The following is a 19,307-nucleotide window of genomic DNA, read 5'->3' on the forward strand; positions in this document are numbered from 1 at the left end:
ATGCATATTGCTTTTATTACTCCAGAATACCCACACCCCAACTTTAAAGGAAGTATTGGCGGAATTGGGACGTTTACAAAAAACTTAGCAGATGAATTGGTTAAAAAAGGAGAAAGAGTCACCGTTTTTGTTCATAGCCAAAATAAAGCTGAGGTTTATAACGAAAATGGAATTGAAATTCATTTTGTTATTAAAAAAAGGGTAAAAGGAATTACTTGGTATACAAATAGAAGGGTTTTTAATAAGTATGTAAATAAAATTATTTTAAAAAATAAGATAGAGGTAATTGAAGCTCCCGAATGGACAGGTTTTACTGCGTTTATGAATTTTAAGTGCCCATTGCTAATACGTTTGCATGGATCTGATACTTATTTTTGTGATTTAGAAAATAGACCTGTTAAAAAGAAGAATAAGTTTTTTGAAAAAGCAGCACTTAATGGAGCTGATAGAATTATTGGGGTAAGCAGTTTTGTTGGTTTAAAAACAAAAGAATTGTTTGGTGTTAAGAAAGAAATAGATACAATTTACAATGCTATTTCTTCTTGTGGGTTTAATCCCAATCATCAACAGATAAAAGCAAGGTCACTCTTGTATTTTGGTACTCTTATTCGTAAAAAAGGAGTGTTGGAAATAGCCAAAATGTTTAATGAATTAGTAGCAGTAGATGAGGAGGTTACTCTTGTTTTGTTAGGGAAAGATAATAAAGATATATTTACAAGAGCCTCTACTTTAAGTATGATAGAAGATTTTCTTTCAGAAAAAGCAAAACAAAAAGTAAGCTATGTAGAAGCTGTTCCTTATAACCAAGTAATAAATTATATACAACAAGCAGAAGTGGTTTTGTTACCTAGTTTTGCAGAGGCTTTTCCTATGACTTGGTTAGAAGCCATGTCTATGGAAAAAAAGCTAATAACCTCTAATATAGGTTGGGCTAAAGAATTAATGATTGATGGAGTTACTGGTTTTATGATTGATCCTACAAATACAGAAGATTTTAAAAATAAGACTTTAACTTTACTAAATAATCCTGAAGAAGCGGATAAAATGGCTAGAAATGCGAGACAAAGAATTGTAGATGTATTTGATATGAATAAGATAATAATAGAGAATATTAAACTGTATAATCATATTAAACTTTAATAGATGAAATTTAGTTTAATTATTTGCACCTACATGCGTCCAGAAGCAATTATAAAGTTGCTAAAATCTGTAGAAAAACAAGAGTTGTATCCTAATGAGATTTTAATTATTGATGGTTCTACAGATGATAAAACAACCATTGTTTTAAAGGAAAATAAGTTTAAAAACCTTAACTATTTTAAAGTTGATGATGCAAATAGGGGATTAACAAAACAACGTAATTTTGGTATTGATAGAGTATCAGAAAATATAGAAGTTGTTTGTTTTTTAGATGATGATATTATTTTAGAAGAACCGTATTTTAAAAATTTAATGGATACATATAAAGTATATCCAGCAGCTGGTGGAGTTGGAGGTTATATTTTAAATGAAGTTAAATGGAGGGGTTTAAACAAAGGTGATAAGCCAAGTTTTAAAGAGTATGAAATTGATGGTTATGTTAGAAATTTAGGAAGTAGAAATGTTTTACGAAAACGATTAGGATTATTATCTGATAAAGCACCTTGTTTAATGCCAGAATTTTCAAACGGATTTTCTGTAGGAAGTTTACCTCCAAACAATAAAATCTATAATGCAGAATATTTTATGGGAGGCGTTTCTTCCTTTAAAAAGGAAGTGGTAGATACCATAAAATTCTCAGAATATTTTCAAGGCTATGGTTTGTATGAAGATTTAGAATATTGTTTAAGGGTTTCTAAAACCTATAATTTATATGTAAATACATCAGCTACTTTGCATCATTATCATGAAGACGGAGGAAGGCCCAATAAGTATTCTTACGGAAAAATGGTAATTAGAAATGGGTGGTATGTTTGGCGAACAAAATTTCCTAAGCCATCTTTAAAAGCAAGATTAAAATGGAATGCTACTGTATTGCTATTAATGACAATTCGTTTTTCTAATTGCTTAAAAGGAAATAAGAAAAAAGAAGCATTTACAGAAGCTTTGGGTAGAAAAATGGGGTGGATTAGTTTAATTTTTAACAAACCATTAAAAGTATGAAGTTTGCGATTATAACACATACTTTACATAAAAGGAAGAATGAAAAACTCTTTGCTTACGAACCTTATGTTCGTGAAATGAATCTTTGGCTAGAAAATGTTTCTGAAACTAGAATAGTAGCCCCTATATCCGAAGAAAAAATGAAAGCTATTGAAGTAGCTTATAAAGGAAGTAATATTCATTTAAAGGAAATTCCTAGTTTTAATGTATTGTCTTTAAAAACTAAATTAGTTTCTATATTTAAAATTCCGTTCATTTTAATTCAAATTATAAAGGCTTGTTTTTGGGCAGATCACATTCATTTACGTTGCCCTGGTAATGTAGGTTTATTAGGTTGTTTTGTGCAAATTTTATTCCCTTCTAAACCCAAAACGGTAAAATATGCAGGTAATTGGGATCCTAAAAGTAAACAACCAGTAAGTTATCGAATTCAAAAATGGATAATTTCAAATACTTTTTTAACTAAAAATTGTAAAGTTTTGGTGTATGGAGAATGGGAGAATCAATCAAAGAATATTGTTCCATTTTTTACAGCATCTTATGTGAATGATGAAATTATAGAAGTACCTAAAAAAGATTTTTCTTCTAAAATTAATTTTATCTTTGTTGGTGCTTTTACAGAGGGAAAACAACCGTTGTTAAGCGTTAAAGTTATAGAAAAACTTTTAGCAAATAATATAAAAGCACAGTTAAATATGTATGGTCATGGGGGAGAGTTTTTAAAAGTTCAAGAATATGTTGAACAAAATAATCTCGAAGACAATATTATTTTACATGGCAATCAATCTAAAGAAGTCGTTAAAAAAGGGTTTCAAAAAGCGCATTTTTTAATTTTCATTTCTAAATCTGAAGGTTGGCCAAAAGTAGTTGCAGAAGCCATGTTTTGGAGTTGCTTACCTATTTCATCTAAAGTTTCTTGTATTGATAGTATGTTAGGTTCTGGAACTAGAGGAACCATAGTAGAAAGTAATGTAAAAGAAAATGAAATTGTGACTGTTATTGAAAACTATATCAAAAACAAAGATGGCTATCAAAAACAAGTTTTAGAAGCTAAAAAATGGTCGCAACAATATACTTTAGAAAAATTTTCATCAGAAATAAAAAAAATACTTTTAAATGCATAAAATAGGAGTTATACAGCTTATAGATTCTTTAGATGCAGGTGGAGCAGAAGTGTTAGCTGTTAATATTGTAAACGCTCTTGGTGATGAAGGTATAAATTCACATTTATGTACAACAAGAAAAGAAGGAGTTTTAAAAAATAATTTCAAAGAAAATATAGGGTTTTTATTTTTAGAAAGAAAAAAAAGTATCGATTTTTCTGCAATTATTAGATTTAAGAAGTATTTAAAGAAAAATAATATTGGTATTATTCATGCTCATACTACATCTTATTTTTTTGCCTTTTGTGTAAAGATTATCTATCCTAAAGTAAAAATAATTTGGCATAACCACACCGGTAATTATGTGAATTTAAAAGGATTTAAATTTTTTATAATTAAGTTTATGAGTCTTTTTTTTGACGGAATTATTAGCGTTAATGAAGAACTTAATATTTGGGCAAAAAACGAACTAAAACATAAAAAATCAATAAAATTAGATAATTTTCCTCAATTTATAAATAAAAATAAAACAACACAGTTACTTGGGAAAGAAAATAAAAGAATTGTAATTTTGGCTTCTTTGAGAGAAGTTAAAGATCATCTAAACCTTTTAGAATCATTTAATAAAATACATAGTAAATACACCGACTGGACCATACATATTATAGGTAAGGATTTTAATGACAATTATTCAAAAAAAATAAAACAATTTATTTTAGAAAAAAGTTTAGAGAATTCTGTTTTTTTATATGGTTTGTGTTTAGATATAGAAAACATACTTAACCAAGCTACAATTGGGGCTTTGTCCTCTAAGTCAGAAGGTTTACCAGTTTCTTTATTAGAATATGGATTGGCGAAACTACCTGTAGTGGTAACTAATGTAGGCGAATGTAATAAGGTGATAGAAAACGGAAAATCTGGTATCGTTGTAGACAAAGAAAATAGTTTAGAATTGGCAGAAGCCTTAGAAGAATATATTCTTTCAGGAGATAAAAGAAATATTTATGGAGAATTACATCATAAAAATGTGCAAATAAAATACTCACAAAAACATTTTATTACACAATTAATAAAAATATACACTTTATAATTTGATTCAATATATATTAAATAATAAATTAAAACTTATAGCTATTCATATTCTTATAGGGTATTTAGGTACATTTCCTTTATTCCCGAAAATTTATGGATTGGTATGTCTTATTATTCCTTTAATAGTTATTTTTAGTTCGAATAATAGAAATGAAGAAGCTTTTTTATTTGCTTCTTATATGGCAGGAGGAGAAATCTTTTTAAGAATGATTAAAGGGCTTTTTCTTTATGAAACAGGTAAATACGGAGTAATGCTGTTTTTAGTATTGGGAATCTTTTTAGGACCTTTTAAACAAAGGTTTTCTGTCCATTATCTTTTTTATATTTTACTTTTATTATTGGGTATTGTTTTTACACAAGTACCAGAAGGAGAGTCTTTACGAACAAATATTGTGTTTAATTTAAGTGGTCCTATTGTTCTAGGAGTTTGTGCTTTATATTTTTATTATAGGCCTATAAGTAAACAACAATTAATGGATGGCTTGTTTTTTATGTTACTGCCCTTGTTTTCGATGATTACATATATGTATTTTAGAACTCCAGATTTAAAAGAAATTCTTTTTGGAGGGGCTGCGTTAGCTGAAACCTCAGGGGGATTTGGTCCTAATCAAGTGGCTACAGCTGTTGGACTTGGTATACTTATTATAGCTATTTTTTTACTATTGAAAGAGAAGCTAACAGGGTATATTTATTTAGATTCTTTTTTTTTAATTTACTTTATATACAGAGGTTTATTGACTTTTTCTAGAGGTGGACTTTTTACGGCAGCTATAGCTTTAATTTTGTTTGCGTTTTTTTTTATTTTATATAAAAAAATGAGTGTGCAGGTAGTGTTTAAATATGCGTTAATTCTTGGATTCTTTCTTGTCGCTATTTGGGTTTATACCTCTAATATAACTGGTGGAATGTTAGATAATAGATTTACAGGTAAAAATGCAGCTGGAATACAAAAAAAAGATATTACTACTGGTAGAATAGATATATTAGCTTATCAGTTTATAAATTTCTTTGAGAATCCTTTGGGTATTGGTGTAGGAAATGGTAAGTATGAAAGAATGAAATCTCATGAAAGACTTACGGCAGCCTCTCATAATGAGGTGGGGAGGTTAGTGGAAGAACATGGTCTAATTGGGTTTATTTTGTTACTATTATTATTAATTGTACCACTCATTAACTTTTTTAAAGCAAATAACTTTCAAAAAGCATTTATAATAGCATTTTATATAATGTGGTTTTTAACGATTAACCATTCGGCAATGAGAGTTGCTTTACCTGGTTTTATATATGCTTTAAGTTTGATAAGAATTACAGACATTGAAAATGATTTGATAGATGATAAATAAAAGAATTTTATATATAGGCAATAATCTTTCTAAGAAATCTAAATACAAAACTTCAATAGCGATACTTTCTGAGTTATTAGAAAAAGAACATTTTCAATTAACAGTAGTCTCTAATAAGACTAATAAATTAATTAGATTATTAGATATGATCTATAAGACTATACTGTTAAGAAATAAGGTGGATTTTGTTTTGATCGATACATTTAGTACGCTAAATTTTTATTATGCTTATATCATCTCATTAATATGTAAACTATTTTCTTTAAAATACATTCCTATTTTAAGAGGAGGAGATTTACCTAAAAGACTTATCAAAAATCCAGTATTATCAAAAACTATTTTTAAAAATGCTTATAAAAATGTAGCGCCTTCTAATTATTTAAAAGTTGCATTTAAAAAAGAGAACTTTAAAACAGAATTTATTCCTAATACAATTCCTTTAGAAGACTATAAATACTTAGAAAGAACAAACATTCAGCCTAAATTATTATGGGTAAGATCTTTTAAACATTTATACAACCCAACCTTAGCGATTAAAATACTTTTAGAATTAAAAAAGAAATACCCTGATGCAGTTCTGTGTATGGTTGGTCCATTTTTAGATGATTCATATCAAGAAACTGTAAACTTAGTTCAAAAATATAATTTAGAGGACTCTGTTGAGTTTACAGGCGTTTTAACAAAAGAAGATTGGCATAAAAAAGCTACAGAATATGATGTCTTTATAAATACTACTAATTTTGATAATACTCCGATAAGTGTGATTGAAGCAATGGCGTTAGGTTTAACTATTGTGAGTACCAATGTAGGAGGAATGCCGTATTTAATAGAAAATAAGGTAGATGGTTTACTGGTTGATAAAGAGAATGTTGATGCAATGACAAATGCTATTATTGATGTTATTGAAGGTAAATACCTAACATTATCCAAAAAGGCTAGAGAAAAAGCAGAAACATTCGATTGGGATATTATAAAGTATAAATGGTTTAAAATTTTAAAATGATTTATAATAAATTAATTGAAAATCTATTTTTACCTCTAGGAGATTTTATGAATAAATCTTCATATTTAAAGCAATTAAAATATTGGAGAAAGGTAGACGGTTTATCTGAAATTGAATTAGAAAATCTTCAAAAAAAGAATCTAAAAAATATTTTAGAACATACGGTAAATACAGTTTCTAAATACAATTCCATTCAATTAAAAGGGAAAGATCCTTATCGCTGGTTAGAAGGTTTTCCTATTTTGACAAAGGATGATATTAGAGGTAATTCAGATAGCTTACTTTCTAATAAAGTAAATAAAGCTAATTTAATATCTTACTCGAGTAGTGGTTCTTCAGGTATTCAAAGCACTGTTTTTATGGATAAAAAAGAGCAGTCAATTATTAGAGCTATTTTATCTCATTGGTGGGAGTGGAGTGGTTATAAAGTAGGAGATTCTATTGTACAAACGGGGATGTCTCCCAATAGAGGTTTTTTAAAATCTATAAAAGATAGTTTGTTTAAAACAAAGTATATAACCGCTTTTTCATTAACCGAAAAACAGTTAGAAACCCTTTTTAAAGAGTTGAATAATACTAATAATTATTACTTAGCAGGTTACGCATCTTCTTTGAATATTATTGCTGAATATGCTTTAGAACACAATTACAATATACATTTTAAGGCAGCCATTAGTTTTGGAGATAAAATGTTTAATCACTATAAAAAAAATGTAGAAAAAGCTTTTACAACTAAAGTTTATGATACTTATGGCTGTAATGAAGGCTTTTTAATTGCGAGTCAAAAAGATTTGGAATATAAGTATATTATGTCTCCACATGTATATTTAGAAATTTTAGATGATGATAATAATCCTTTACCAGATGGAGAGTTAGGACATGTAGTTGTTACAAGATTAGATGGTTTTTCGATGCCATTAATACGATATAAAATTGGAGATTTAGCGATTAAATTACCTAAAGAAAAATACCCGGAAAATCGAGATTTTAATTATCCTCTATTAGAAAAAATTATTGGTAGAGATACTGATATTGTACTTTTGTCTGAGAATAAAAAACTGACCGTACATTCCTTTACTGGTATTTTTGAGTATGTTCTTGAAATAAAACAATTTAAAGTAATTCAAGAACAACTAAGTGAAATAACTATTGAATATATTAAAGATAAGGGCTTTAATAAAGATGTTTTAGTACGTGTAACAAAGGAGTTGCAAAAGTATATTTTAGATGAAGAGTTTAAAATACGTTATAAAGAAGTAAGCTTTATAGCTGCTTCAAAATCTGGAAAACCACAAATAGTTGAATCAAAGCTTTTAAAAAAATAAAAATTCATTTACAAAACACCTATTTATAACTGTGAGTAAAAATATTGTCATTATTTCTAATTATTATCCTCCAGAAATGGGGGCAGCTGCCAATCGAATTAAAAATTTAGCAGAAGGCTTAAAAAGTAAAGGGAATAAGGTTACTGTTATGTGCCCATTACCTAATTATCCGAAAGGTAAAATTTTTGAAAAATATAGTGGAAAGTTTTTTGTAGAAGAACTAGTAGAAGAGATTATTGTAAAAAGATATTGGATATTTCCTTCTAAATCAAAAAAAGCAACTGTACGCTTATTTAGTATGTTATCATTTGCTTGGTCTTTTTGGTTTTCTATTTTTAGTTTAGTAAGAAAAAAACCAGATGTTTTTATTATTCAGTCTCCACCATTATTAGTTGCGCTATCTGGCTTACTTTTGAGTAAGGTTTTAGGATGTAAAAATATTTTAAATGTTTCTGATATTTGGCCTTTGTCGGCTTTAGAGTTAGAGGTGATTAAAAAAGGGAGCTTTTATAGCTTTTTAGAAAAAATAGAAAAAATAAATTATAAATTAGCTGATAAGATTATTGGACAATCCGAAGAAATATTAACGCATATAAAGGGAGTTGTTGATACAGATTTTTTAATTTATAGAAATGTACCTAATTACAGAAAGTATTCGGTTAAGGAAAAAAGCAAGGGCAATTTAAAAATTGTCTATGCAGGCTTATTAGGTTATGCACAAGGTATTTTAAATATTTGTAATGAAATAAATTTTAAAGAAATTGGTGTAGAATTACATATTTATGGTGCAGGAATGGAAGAAAATGAAATTAAGCAGTTTGCAGAAAAATCTGATAACAATATTTTTTTTCATGGAGTAAAATCGGCCAAAGAAATTAAAGATGAAATAAGAAAATTCGATATTGGTTTTGTTCCTTTAAAAAATAAAATTTATGGAGCTGTACCTTCCAAAATATTTGAATTAATGCAATTAGGTATTCCTATTTTATATGTAGGTTCTGGTGAAGCAGAAGAAATTATTGATGCTAAAAAATCTGGTTTATTTTCTGAGCCTAACGATCTTAAAAGCTTATGTAAAAACATTTCTATTTTTAAACAAATGGATAATAGTGATTACATTATGTGTTCTAAAAATAACATTAATGCTCACGTAAATGAATTTAACTTAGAGTTACAAATGGAGAAACTTCAACATTTTATAAACTTAAATTAAAAAATGCTTTTTAACTCTATAGATTTTGCTGTTTTTTTTCCAATAGTTTTTATTCTTTATTGGTTTGTTTTTTCAAAAACAAATACACGACAGAATTGGGTTGTTTTAATTGCTAGTTATGTCTTTTATGGTTTTTGGGATTGGCGTTTTCTTATTTTAATACTATTTAGTTCTATCATAGATTTTTTTATTGGAAAAAAACTAGGAAAAGTAGATGACTCGTCTAAACGAAAAATATTTTTAACAATAAGTATTGTTGTTAATTTAGGTTTACTTGGTTTTTTTTAATACTATAATTTCTTTTTAGAGAGTTTTACATCAGCATTTACCTTTTTTGGGAGTTCTATTTCAGCCGAAAGACTTACAATTATTTTACCTGTTGGTATCAGTTTTTATACATTTCAAACCTTAAGTTATTCAATAGACATTTATAGAAAGAAACTAGAACCAACCAATAATTTTTTAGCTTTTTTATCATTTGTAAGTTTTTTTCCGCAATTAGTTGCGGGCCCCATAGAAAGGGCATCAAATTTATTACCACAATTTTATAAGAAAAGAACATTTTCTTATGAAAAAGCAGTTTCTGGTGTACAACTAATTATTTGGGGATTTTTCAAGAAAATAGTAATTGCAGATAATGCATCCATTATTGTAAATGGTATTTTTAACAACTATGAAAATCAATCTTTTGAATCTCTTTTAATAGGAGCTTTTCTTTTTTCATTTCAAATTTATGGAGATTTTTCTGGTTATTCAGATATTGCAATTGGTACAGCTAGACTTTTTAATTTTGATTTAATGACCAATTTTAAGTTTCCTTATTTATCAAAAAATATTGGGGAATTCTGGAAACGTTGGCATATTTCTCTTTCTACTTGGTTTAGAGATTATTTATATATTCCACTAGGAGGAAGTAAAGGAACTTTACTTAAGTCTATAAGAAATGTTGGCATTGTATTTATAGTTAGTGGGTTTTGGCATGGTGCTAATTGGACCTTTATTTTCTGGGGATTTATACATGCAGTTTTGTATATTCCTCTTTTTATAGCATTAAAAAAGAAAAAAATAGACGTAAAGAAAACGAATATCAATTTAAATATTTTAAAAATTGCAGTTACTTTTATTTTGGTGATGTTTTCATGGATTGTATTTAGGTCTCTTTCTATTACTGATGCTTTTAATTATATTTCAAGAATTCTAAGTTTAACTAACGGAGGAAGTTTTTATGCTTCTACAAGTAAGTATTTAATTATTACAGGTATTACGTTTTGTAGCATTGTTTTTTTAATAGCAACAGAGCTTTATAACGATAAAAAAGGAAGAGTTGAAACGTATTTTAATTCTTATTTTTTAATTTTCTTATGTTTATTTACTGCTTTCTTGGGAGCGATAAAAAATCATGCAGATTTTATCTATTTTCAATTTTAAAAGATGAAAAAATTTATAAAAAAAATAATTTACTTTTCGGCTTTAACTTTAATTATAGGTAATATTATTGCTTTTGGTACTAATTATTTTTTAAGAAAATCTACTTTTTATAAAAGTTCTTTTTTAGTAAATGGATTTAATCCCGATAAAAAATTAGATTATTTTGTAGTAGGTTCAAGTAGAGGTTTAACGACTCTTAATAGCGGTTTAATTGATGAAAAATTAGGCGTAAAAGGTGTTAACTTATCTATGGATGATACCGATTTAAAGACTCAATTTTTAATGATTCAACATTTTTTTAGATCTAATTTTAAAGCAGATTATTTGGTTTTAGTTTTAGATGCCAATCATTTTACAAAAACGTCTTTAGAATTAGGTAATAATGACTATCGATTTGCACCGTTTGTAAATAGAGATTATGTGAGAAATCATTTTAAAAAATATGAAAACAGTGCTTTAAACATATTAACTAATTCTAATTTTAATCCTTTTTTTGCTTATTCATATTATAATTTAGAATTATTATTACCTGCAACGTTGAGTGCAATAAAACCTAAGTTTAGAAATAAATTTGATGAGTTTGGTAACTATTCATACCCATCTTCTAGTCATAAAGAGGTTAACCTTAATTCTGAAATTAAAGAAATAAATACAGAAATTACCAATCCAATAATTAAAGAGGTTCAAAATTATTTGATTGAAAATAATTGCGAATTAATAATTTATATCGCTCCTTATCAGCAAGAAAAGTTTACTTTTAATAATAAATTAGAATATACTATTATAAACCATTCATCAGTTTTAGAAGATAAAAATGAATTATTTTATGATGGAATACATGTAAATACTAAAGGAAGAAAACAGAGTACATTATTTTTTATAAATAATTTTAAAATGTTAATCAATTAATATTTTTTTATAAATTTACCAACTCCCAAAAAGTATTTTAGTAATCTTTTTTCAATCTCATTTATGTAATTGAATAAATTAAAACAGGTTAAAAAACAGCATCATTTGGCAACAAAAATATCCTACTTTAATGTATCCGAAAGAAAACTTTTTTTAAGAATAATAGATGTTATTATTCTTATTTCTAGTTTGTACCTAGCTTCATTATTTATCAATTTTACCTACATAAAATTTAATAGCAATGCCATTTTTAATTGGTTATTATTATTAATTTTTTATTTTTCAATTTTTGGTCAAATTTTTCAACTGTATGGTTTAAACGTCTCTAATAATAGGTATTTAACCGTTAGAGCGGCTGTTCTTACGGTTTTTGCAACTACCATTTTTTATATTTTTACTCCTTATTATTCGCCAGAATTACCTCCTAATAGATTACAAATAGGCTATTTCTTTTTGCTTTCTTTTATTCCTATTTTACTTTGGCGTTTTATATATATATCATTAATATTTTCTCCAAAATATTTTAAATCTATCATTTTCGTTGGTAATTCAGAAAGAATTAAAAAATTACTTACTCAAGTATATAATGATTCTTATCATGATGTTTCTGCTTATTTATCTGATCAAGAAATTAAAGGAATTAATGGTTTTATAGATATTTCTAAAACTACAATATCTTCAATTTTGGCAGACAATTCTATTACAGAAGTAGTTGTTTCTAAAAGAGACCTTTCTGAAGAAGTAGTGAATCGTCTAAACAAAGAGCTTATTTTGTTATTTGAGAAAGGCGTAAATATTGTGAGTTATGAAACTTTTTATGAAGATGTAAATGTTAGAATTCCTAGAGAATATTTAGACCATAATTTTTATAGGCACATCAATTTTAGTAAGAATAATTCTAATAATTTTTATCTTTTTGGTTTAAGAATTGTAGATATATTACTTTCATTAATTGGAGCTATAGTTTTTTTATGTGTTATTCCCTTAATTTTTGTTGGTAACATTATCGCAAACAGAGGTCCTTTGTTTTACACTCAATTAAGAGTTGGGAAGAATGGTAAACCTTTTAGAATTTTTAAGCTGAGGTCTATGGTTAGAGATGCTGAAAAAGGAGGAGCAGTTTGGGCTAAAAAAAATGATATTAGAATTACTGCTTTTGGAAAGTTTTTAAGGCGTACTAGACTAGATGAAATGCCTCAGTTTTTTAATATTATAAAAGGAGATATGAGTTTAATTGGTCCTAGACCAGAAAGACCAGAGTTTGTAAAAGATTTAGAAGATAAGATACCATTTTATGCAATTAGGCATGTTGTTAGACCTGGGCTAACGGGTTGGGCTCAAGTGAATTACCCGTATGCAAATACTATAGAAGAGCAAGAAACTAAATTACGTTACGACTTATATTATATTAAAGAGCGTAGTACTTTTTTAGATTTCAAAATTTTTATAAAGACATTTACTACGGTCTTATATTTTAAAGGTCAATAATTTTTTTTGATAAATAGTAATACCTTATTGCAAGGAACACCAATAAAGGGATTATAACTACAGGGAACACCTGAATTTCTACAATCCACAAAATAGGAATTATAACTAGAAATAATAGTAATAATTGCATGTATTTTTTCAACCATCTTGGTTGATGTGTTTTTAACAATAGAAAAGCAACCACTACATTAGGAGCAAATGCCCATAATAAGTTAAAGTTATTTGGTGCTGTGGAGTGTGTAGAGAAAAACCAAAGAAAAAATAATGCACAACCTATAAGACCTGTAACAAAGAATAAGGTAAAATCTAAAGACTTCGTTCTTTTATTATTTTTAAAGTCTTTATATGTAATGTAAATACCTAATAAGGCTAAAACGCTAAAGATTAAAAAAGGATTAAAAATAGATGTCTTAGCTTTTTTTTCTTTAAAGTTTAGAAGTACTATTTCTTTCTTTATCAATTTTTGTGGTTGATTTTTAATAAAAACAGTAGCGCTTTTAAATGAAGTATACACATAGTCTGGTAAGTACATATATTGCTCAAAAGTAGCTTGTTCATCTAGTTTTGTACCTGCTATTAAATTTAAGCCAAAAGTTCCCCAAGAGTTCCAAGGAATTTCATTGTTTGTTAATTGTCTAAATGTGAGGTTTTTTTCTAGGTTGTTGTCGTCAAAGACAACTTTGTCTCCTAAAATAGTTTTGGTAATATCTCTTAATTTGGTAGCGCAATTATCAAAATAAGGATCATATTGATAGTTGCTGTTTTCTGGCAAAGCATTGTTTTCTAAAAACTTAAAATAGCGTTGTTTCTCTTGCTGTGTTAAATTTAAAACTTGCTCTTTTAACCAACGTTTGTCTCTTCTGTAACTTGCTATAAAGTATTTAAAATCATAACGAGCTAAGCTATAAATCATATTTCCTTTTGCAAAATTTGTATAAAAGTTAGGCTGATTAAAATCAAACATTCCGTAATTGTAAACTAAATCTAATTTTAAAACGGGATCTTTAATTCTAATGGCAGAATGTCCAAAAGCTTCATATAATTCTTCTCCTGGTCCTGCAGTAACAATACTTACTTCTGCATATTCAGAAAGTTGTACTTGTGCTTTTAAGGGTGAAAATATGGAAAGTAAAAATAGTAAGAGAAAGTACTTTTTGTTCATAAAAACTAAGGTCTAAAAAAACTATAATCTATAGTGATTGAAAAAATATTTGAATACAATGCATTACCAACACTACCAATGTTTGTTAAAGCATAATCTATTTTTATGCCATTGTATTTAAAGCCAACACCAAAATTGGGTTGCATAGAAAGTGATCTTGTGTTGTCGAATTCTGTTATGTATTGAAAATTACCAACACCGGCTCTTAAGAAAACTAATTCATCATAATCTAACTGAAAACCCATTGCTGGATCTATACTTACTACATCAGAAGAAAATATATCATTGGTTTTGGTAAAACGCATATTTGCATTTGCTTCCGAAAGTAGATTAAACATATGGCCTATTCTCCAACTTTTAGCCACTCCTAATTGTAATTTAGGTTTGGTAATTTCTGTTGTTTCTGGTAAATCTTGATTTTCTCCAGGAATGGCGTCTTTAATCTTGTTAAATTCATCTTCATTAATTGCCCAACTATTAAAAGTAGTGGTAATATCTCTTGCCATCAATCCAAATTTCCAAGAATTTCGTTCAAACTGAATTCCTGCATCAAAGCCAAATCCGTAAGAAGAAGCAAAATCACCAATAATTCTTCTAACAATTTTAGCATTTACACCAAATTTAACATCCTTAAAAATTAAATTTCTAGCATACGCAAAGTTAAAAGCATAATCTACGGAAGAAAATAGTTGAATTCTGTTATAATCGATGTTTCCATCACTATCAATTAACTCTGTGGTATTTAAAATATCATCTACCCCAAAACGAATTATAGAAACTCCAACGGCACTTTCTTTGTCTATTGGCATTGCAAAACTAGCGTGATTATAATTTGCAATTCCGGCAAAGTAAGAAGCATGCATTAACGATCCTTGATAGTCCTCTATACCTACTAATCCCGCAGGATTCCAATAAATAGAGTTTACATCATTGGTTGTAGCAACAACACTTTTACTCATTCCTAAGCCTGCCGCATCAACTCCTATTGTTAAAAATTCATTAGAGTAACTTCTAAATGCTTGTGCAGATAAAAGGAGCGGACTAAGTAGTATAAAAAATAATATTTTTTGTTTCAAAGAGTGAAAATTATCAGTAACAAATATCTAAAAACATACTAAAATAACAGTAGTTTTTTAAAGATATTGTTTACAATAGATTAATCTGGATATTTTGTTTGATAAATCTTTCAATTCTAAGTTCTAGCCAGTTGTTTTTAGCGTTGTAAAAAGAAGAAATAAAGCCACAATGACCGCCATAATTTGTAGTTTCAAAAAAGAAATTTTTAGAATTATTAGCTTCCTCAAAAGGAAAGCATTTATCAGATAAAAAAGTATCATCTTTAGAGTTGATGAGTAAAGTTGGTATTTTTATTTTTGATAAATACGGTTTGGCACTCGCTTTTTCCCAGTAATCTTCTGGACTTTTAAAACCAAAAATAGGCACAGTATATAGGTTTTCTAAATGTTTAAATCGGGTAGCCTTTGCCAATTGATCTTTATCTACATGAAATTCAGGAAATTTTGCTGCTTTTTCTAAAATTTTAATTTTCATGCTTTTCAAAAACCGCTCTAAATACAATTTGTTCTTTAATTTTTCTAATTCATATTCTCCAGAAGCAATATCAATAGGAACAGAAACAGCAATTCCTCCTTTTATTTTAGAAGATATATTTTCAGATTGTTCACCTATATATTTTAAGGTTAAATTACCGCCTAAACTAAAACCAATTAGTACAATATTCTCATAGTCATAATGGGCTAAAAGGTGTTTTACAACAAAATCTACATCTTCTGTTTTACCACTATGATACGTTCCTAAAAGTAAATTATCTTCACCAGAACAACCTCTTAAATTAAAACAAACAGTATCTAATCCTTTTGTATTTAAATGTTTTGTGGTAGATATGATGTATTTAGAATTAGAACTTCCTTCTAAACCGTGAATTAATAAAGCCAAGGTTTTAGAGCCCACTAAAGAAAAGTCTAAATCAATAAAATCTTTATCCCAAGTAATAATTCTTTTTCGTTGATAATTACAATGTTCTTTGGTAAAAACAGATCTGTAAATAGTATTAAAATGACCACTTTTAAAGAGAAAAGTAGGAGTGAAGTCCGACGTAAATACAGGCATATATTGAAATTAAACTATTTTAAAAATTGAAATTAAAAGTTTTACTCGTTGTATAGTATGAATTGTGATTTTTTCTAAAAAATACTTACAAATATCATAAAAAAATAAAGAATAATTTAAACCACGCAAATTTGATTTCTTATTTTAGCTTTTCAATTAAACTAAAAAATGAATTTAAAGAAACACATTCCTAATTTAATAACGCTAGGTAATCTTTTTTGTGGAACAGTAGCTACTATTTTTGCGGTTGAAAGTAATTTTATATATGCAGGTTTATTTGTTGTTTTAGGAATTTTATTTGATTTTTTTGATGGCTTTGCAGCGCGTTTACTAAATGTTTCTGGAGAGTTAGGTAAACAATTAGATTCTTTGGCGGATATGGTTACAAGTGGAGTTGTACCCGGAATTATCGTTTATAAATTATTGATAGAGAATGCTGCAGGGATACAAGATTTTAATGAGCAAAGTTATTTGCCTTTTTTAGGTTTACTATTAACTTTAGGAGCTTGTTATAGATTGGCCAAATTTAATATTGATACAAGACAATCAGATTCTTTTATAGGTTTGCCAACACCTGCAATGAGTTTATTTATCATTTCTTTGCCTCTAATTCAAGAATACTCAACGGTAGCATTTGCTCAGGAGTTAATAGCAAGTAATTACTTTTTAATTGCTGTTACTTTGATTTTAACCTATTTAATGAATGCAGAATTACCTTTATTTTCTTTAAAATTTAAAGATTATTCATTTAAAAAGAACATAATTGTATATTCTTTTCTTTTTGCATCTTTAATTTTAATTTACACTTTACATTTCCTTTCTATTCCATTTATTATTATATTGTACATTATAATATCACTTATTAACAAAATAATTGTATTTAATGGAAATAGCCAGAATCCCCCAAAATGAACAAGAAAGGTTAGACGTTTTAAAAAGTTATAATATTTTAGACTCTTTACCGGAAGATGAATATGATGCAATTACAAAAATAGCATCAAGTATATGTAATACTTCAATTGCCCTAGTTTCTATTATTGATAAAAATAGACAATGGTTTAAATCTACACACGGTATAGAAGGCGTAACAGAAACACCAAGAGATGTCGCTTTTTGTTCACATGCAATTTTAGATCCCAATGAGTTATTTATAATAAATGATGCAACAAAAGATAAACGTTTTTTTGATAATCCTTTAACGATTAATGAACCGAATGTAATTTTTTATGCAGGCGCACCATTAAATAGTTCAGAAGGGGTTCCTTTAGGTACTTTGTGTGTTATTGATAACAAACCAAAGATTCTAACAGATAATCAAAAAGATTCTTTAAAATTATTATCAAAACAAGTAGTTGTACTTTTAGAACTTCGAAAAAAAAACAAAGAATTATCTACTTCTAATAGCGAGGTAAAAAAGTTAAACGACCAACTAAATAGTTTTGCTTATCGATTAACACACGATTTAAAATCGCCAATAAATGGTGTAAGTTTTTTGTTAGATGTTTTAAAAGAAGATCATATTGCTCTTTTTAAAAATACAGGAGCAGAAGAGTACATTGGTTTAATTTCAGATAGAGTTGTATATATAAATACTTTGATAAACGAAATTCTAAATTATTCTAAAGTAACCAGTGAAAATATTGTTTTTGAACATTTTAATTTAAAATTATTTTTAGATAGCATTATAACAAATATAGATTTTGAAAATAAGATATTCTTAGATACTTCTCATTTAAATCTAAATGTTTTTACTTCTAAAATAGGGCTTCTACAAGTTTTTCAGAATTTAATATCTAATTCAAGGAAATTTTTTGACGAAGAAAAATCTATTATTACTGTTAGTTTTAAAGAGGATGTAGAAAGCTATTATTTCATTTATGAAGACAATGGTCCTGGTATTGAAGAAAAATACTTTAAAAAAGTCTTTGAAATGTTTGAAACTTTAGGAAGTACAAATGATAATAATACCGGTATTGGTTTATCAACAGTACAATCTATAGTAAAAAGACTTGGAGGTAATGTTGGTTTAAAGAAAAGAGAAAATAATAAAAAAGGAGTTTGTTTCTATTTTAATATTTCTAAAAAAGAAGATAAATTATCAATCTGTAAAGATTAAAAAACTCTCTTCTTTTTCAATTCGAAGTCTTTACCTAAATATACTTTTCTAACCATTTCATCTGCTGCCAATTCTTCTGGAGTCCCGCTTTTTAGAATACTTCCTTGGTACATTAAATAGGTTTTATCTGTAATCGCTAAAGTTGCTTGTACATCATGATCTGTAATTAAAATACCAATATTTCTGTCTTTTAAATGAGCCACAATGCTTTGTATATCTTCTACAGCAATAGGGTCTACACCAGCAAAAGGTTCATCTAATAAAATAAATTTTGGATCGGAAGCTAAGCAACGTGCAATTTCTGTTCTACGTCTTTCTCCTCCAGATAATAAGTCTCCTCTGTTTTTACGAACATGGCCAATATTAAACTCTTCAATTAAAGACTCTAATTTTTCTTTTTGTTCTTTTTTAGATAAATCTGTAAATTGTAAAACAGACATAATATTTTCTTCAACAGATAATTTTCTAAAAATAGAAGCTTCTTGCGCTAGATAACCAATCCCTTTCTGAGCACGCTTATACATGGCATCTTCGGTAATTTCTTCATCATTTAAGAAAATTTTACCAGAATTTGGTTTTATCATCCCAACAATCATATAGAAAGAAGTTGTTTTTCCGGCACCATTAGGACCTAAAAGTCCGATGATTTCACCTTGTTTTACCTCTAAAGAAATCCCGGTAACAACTTTTCTACTTCCGTAGATTTTTTCTATGTTTTCTGCTCTTAAAATCATATTTTATAAATATGTAATTGTTTAATTGTTGAAACGTGTAATGTTAGTTTGTGTAAAAGTAATAAATTATGTTTTTTTTAATCTTAATAGATTCACAACATTCATTTTTTACTGATTAA

At 27.5% G+C, this 19,307-nt stretch carries 16 protein-coding genes and 1 pseudogene; 13 read left to right on the forward strand and 4 right to left on the reverse strand.

The window, feature by feature from the left end; genetic code table 11:
- The 11 genes and pseudogenes from H0I29_RS13660 (at nt 1) to H0I29_RS13710 (ending at nt 13,046) form a co-directional block, all read left to right on the forward strand.
- Nucleotides 1–1,140, forward strand: coding sequence for a glycosyltransferase family 4 protein (locus tag H0I29_RS13660; protein WP_218752792.1), 1,140 nt, complete (start codon nt 1–3; stop codon nt 1,138–1,140).
- A gap of 3 nt (nt 1,141–1,143) precedes the next feature.
- Entirely contained in the window at nt 1,144–2,142 is a 999-nt protein-coding gene (locus H0I29_RS13665; RefSeq protein WP_218752793.1) for a glycosyltransferase family 2 protein, read from the forward strand.
- Entirely contained in the window at nt 2,139–3,266 is a 1,128-nt protein-coding gene (locus H0I29_RS13670) for a glycosyltransferase (protein ID WP_218752794.1), read from the forward strand. Before H0I29_RS13665 ends, H0I29_RS13670 begins: the two co-directional genes overlap by 4 nt.
- A complete protein-coding gene (locus H0I29_RS13675) occupies nt 3,259–4,335 on the forward strand; it encodes a glycosyltransferase (RefSeq protein ID WP_218752795.1) in 1,077 nt (358 codons plus the stop codon). The genes H0I29_RS13670 and H0I29_RS13675 overlap by 8 nt, the downstream gene beginning before the upstream one ends.
- 1 nt (nt 4,336) lies before the next feature.
- Nucleotides 4,337–5,680: an O-antigen ligase family protein gene (locus tag H0I29_RS13680; RefSeq protein WP_218752796.1), complete on the forward strand. Its 1,344-nt coding sequence runs from the start codon at nt 4,337–4,339 to the stop codon at nt 5,678–5,680.
- The gene (locus tag H0I29_RS13685) at nt 5,670–6,683 is read left to right on the forward strand and encodes a glycosyltransferase family 4 protein (RefSeq protein ID WP_218752797.1); all 1,014 of its coding nucleotides are present in this window, start codon (nt 5,670–5,672) and stop codon (nt 6,681–6,683) included. Before H0I29_RS13680 ends, H0I29_RS13685 begins: the two co-directional genes overlap by 11 nt.
- Nucleotides 6,680–8,008 (forward strand): hypothetical protein, encoded by a 1,329-nt coding sequence (locus H0I29_RS13690; protein ID WP_218752798.1) that lies wholly within the window; start codon nt 6,680–6,682, stop codon nt 8,006–8,008. The genes H0I29_RS13685 and H0I29_RS13690 overlap by 4 nt, the downstream gene beginning before the upstream one ends.
- A gap of 31 nt (nt 8,009–8,039) precedes the next feature.
- A complete protein-coding gene (locus H0I29_RS13695; protein ID WP_218752799.1) occupies nt 8,040–9,221 on the forward strand; it encodes a glycosyltransferase family 4 protein in 1,182 nt (393 codons plus the stop codon).
- A 3-nt stretch (nt 9,222–9,224) separates the two neighbouring features.
- Nucleotides 9,225–10,649: pseudogene (locus H0I29_RS13700) on the forward strand (MBOAT family protein).
- Nucleotides 10,650–10,652: 3 nt separating this feature from the next.
- Nucleotides 10,653–11,558 carry an SGNH/GDSL hydrolase family protein gene (locus H0I29_RS13705; protein WP_218752800.1) on the forward strand — a complete coding sequence of 302 codons (906 nt, stop codon included), beginning with the start codon at nt 10,653–10,655 and terminating at the stop codon, nt 11,556–11,558.
- 105 nt (nt 11,559–11,663) lie between these two features.
- A complete protein-coding gene (locus H0I29_RS13710; protein ID WP_218752801.1) occupies nt 11,664–13,046 on the forward strand; it encodes an exopolysaccharide biosynthesis polyprenyl glycosylphosphotransferase in 1,383 nt (460 codons plus the stop codon).
- Here the strand turns inward: H0I29_RS13710 and H0I29_RS13715 are convergent.
- The 3 genes from H0I29_RS13715 to H0I29_RS13725 form a co-directional block, all read right to left on the reverse strand.
- Nucleotides 13,033–14,208 (reverse strand): DUF4105 domain-containing protein, encoded by a 1,176-nt coding sequence (locus H0I29_RS13715; protein ID WP_218752803.1) that lies wholly within the window; start codon nt 14,206–14,208, stop codon nt 13,033–13,035. The genes H0I29_RS13710 and H0I29_RS13715 overlap by 14 nt on opposite strands.
- A 5-nt stretch (nt 14,209–14,213) precedes the next feature.
- Nucleotides 14,214–15,284 carry a PorV/PorQ family protein gene (locus tag H0I29_RS13720; RefSeq protein WP_218752805.1) on the reverse strand — a complete coding sequence of 357 codons (1,071 nt, stop codon included), beginning with the start codon at nt 15,282–15,284 and terminating at the stop codon, nt 14,214–14,216.
- Between the two features lie 70 nt (nt 15,285–15,354).
- Nucleotides 15,355–16,338, reverse strand: a complete 984-nt coding sequence (locus tag H0I29_RS13725; protein WP_218752806.1) for a YheT family hydrolase — start codon at nt 16,336–16,338, stop codon at nt 15,355–15,357.
- Between the two features lie 168 nt (nt 16,339–16,506).
- Between H0I29_RS13725 and H0I29_RS13730 the strand changes: the two genes are divergently transcribed.
- Together H0I29_RS13730 and H0I29_RS13735 are read left to right on the forward strand one after the other, a co-directional pair.
- A complete protein-coding gene (locus H0I29_RS13730; protein ID WP_218752807.1) occupies nt 16,507–17,250 on the forward strand; it encodes a phosphatidylcholine/phosphatidylserine synthase in 744 nt (247 codons plus the stop codon).
- The gene (locus H0I29_RS13735) at nt 17,222–18,454 is read left to right on the forward strand and encodes an ATP-binding protein (RefSeq protein ID WP_218752808.1); all 1,233 of its coding nucleotides are present in this window, start codon (nt 17,222–17,224) and stop codon (nt 18,452–18,454) included. The genes H0I29_RS13730 and H0I29_RS13735 overlap by 29 nt, the downstream gene beginning before the upstream one ends.
- Here the strand turns inward: H0I29_RS13735 and lptB are convergent.
- Nucleotides 18,451–19,188, reverse strand: coding sequence for an LPS export ABC transporter ATP-binding protein (lptB, locus tag H0I29_RS13740; protein WP_218733284.1), 738 nt, complete (start codon nt 19,186–19,188; stop codon nt 18,451–18,453). The genes H0I29_RS13735 and lptB overlap by 4 nt on opposite strands.
- Nucleotides 19,189–19,307: the final 119 nt, after the last annotated feature.

Origin of the sequence: Polaribacter sp. R2A056_3_33 (assembly GCF_019278485.1) — a bacterium.
Taxonomy (GTDB): domain Bacteria; phylum Bacteroidota; class Bacteroidia; order Flavobacteriales; family Flavobacteriaceae; genus Polaribacter.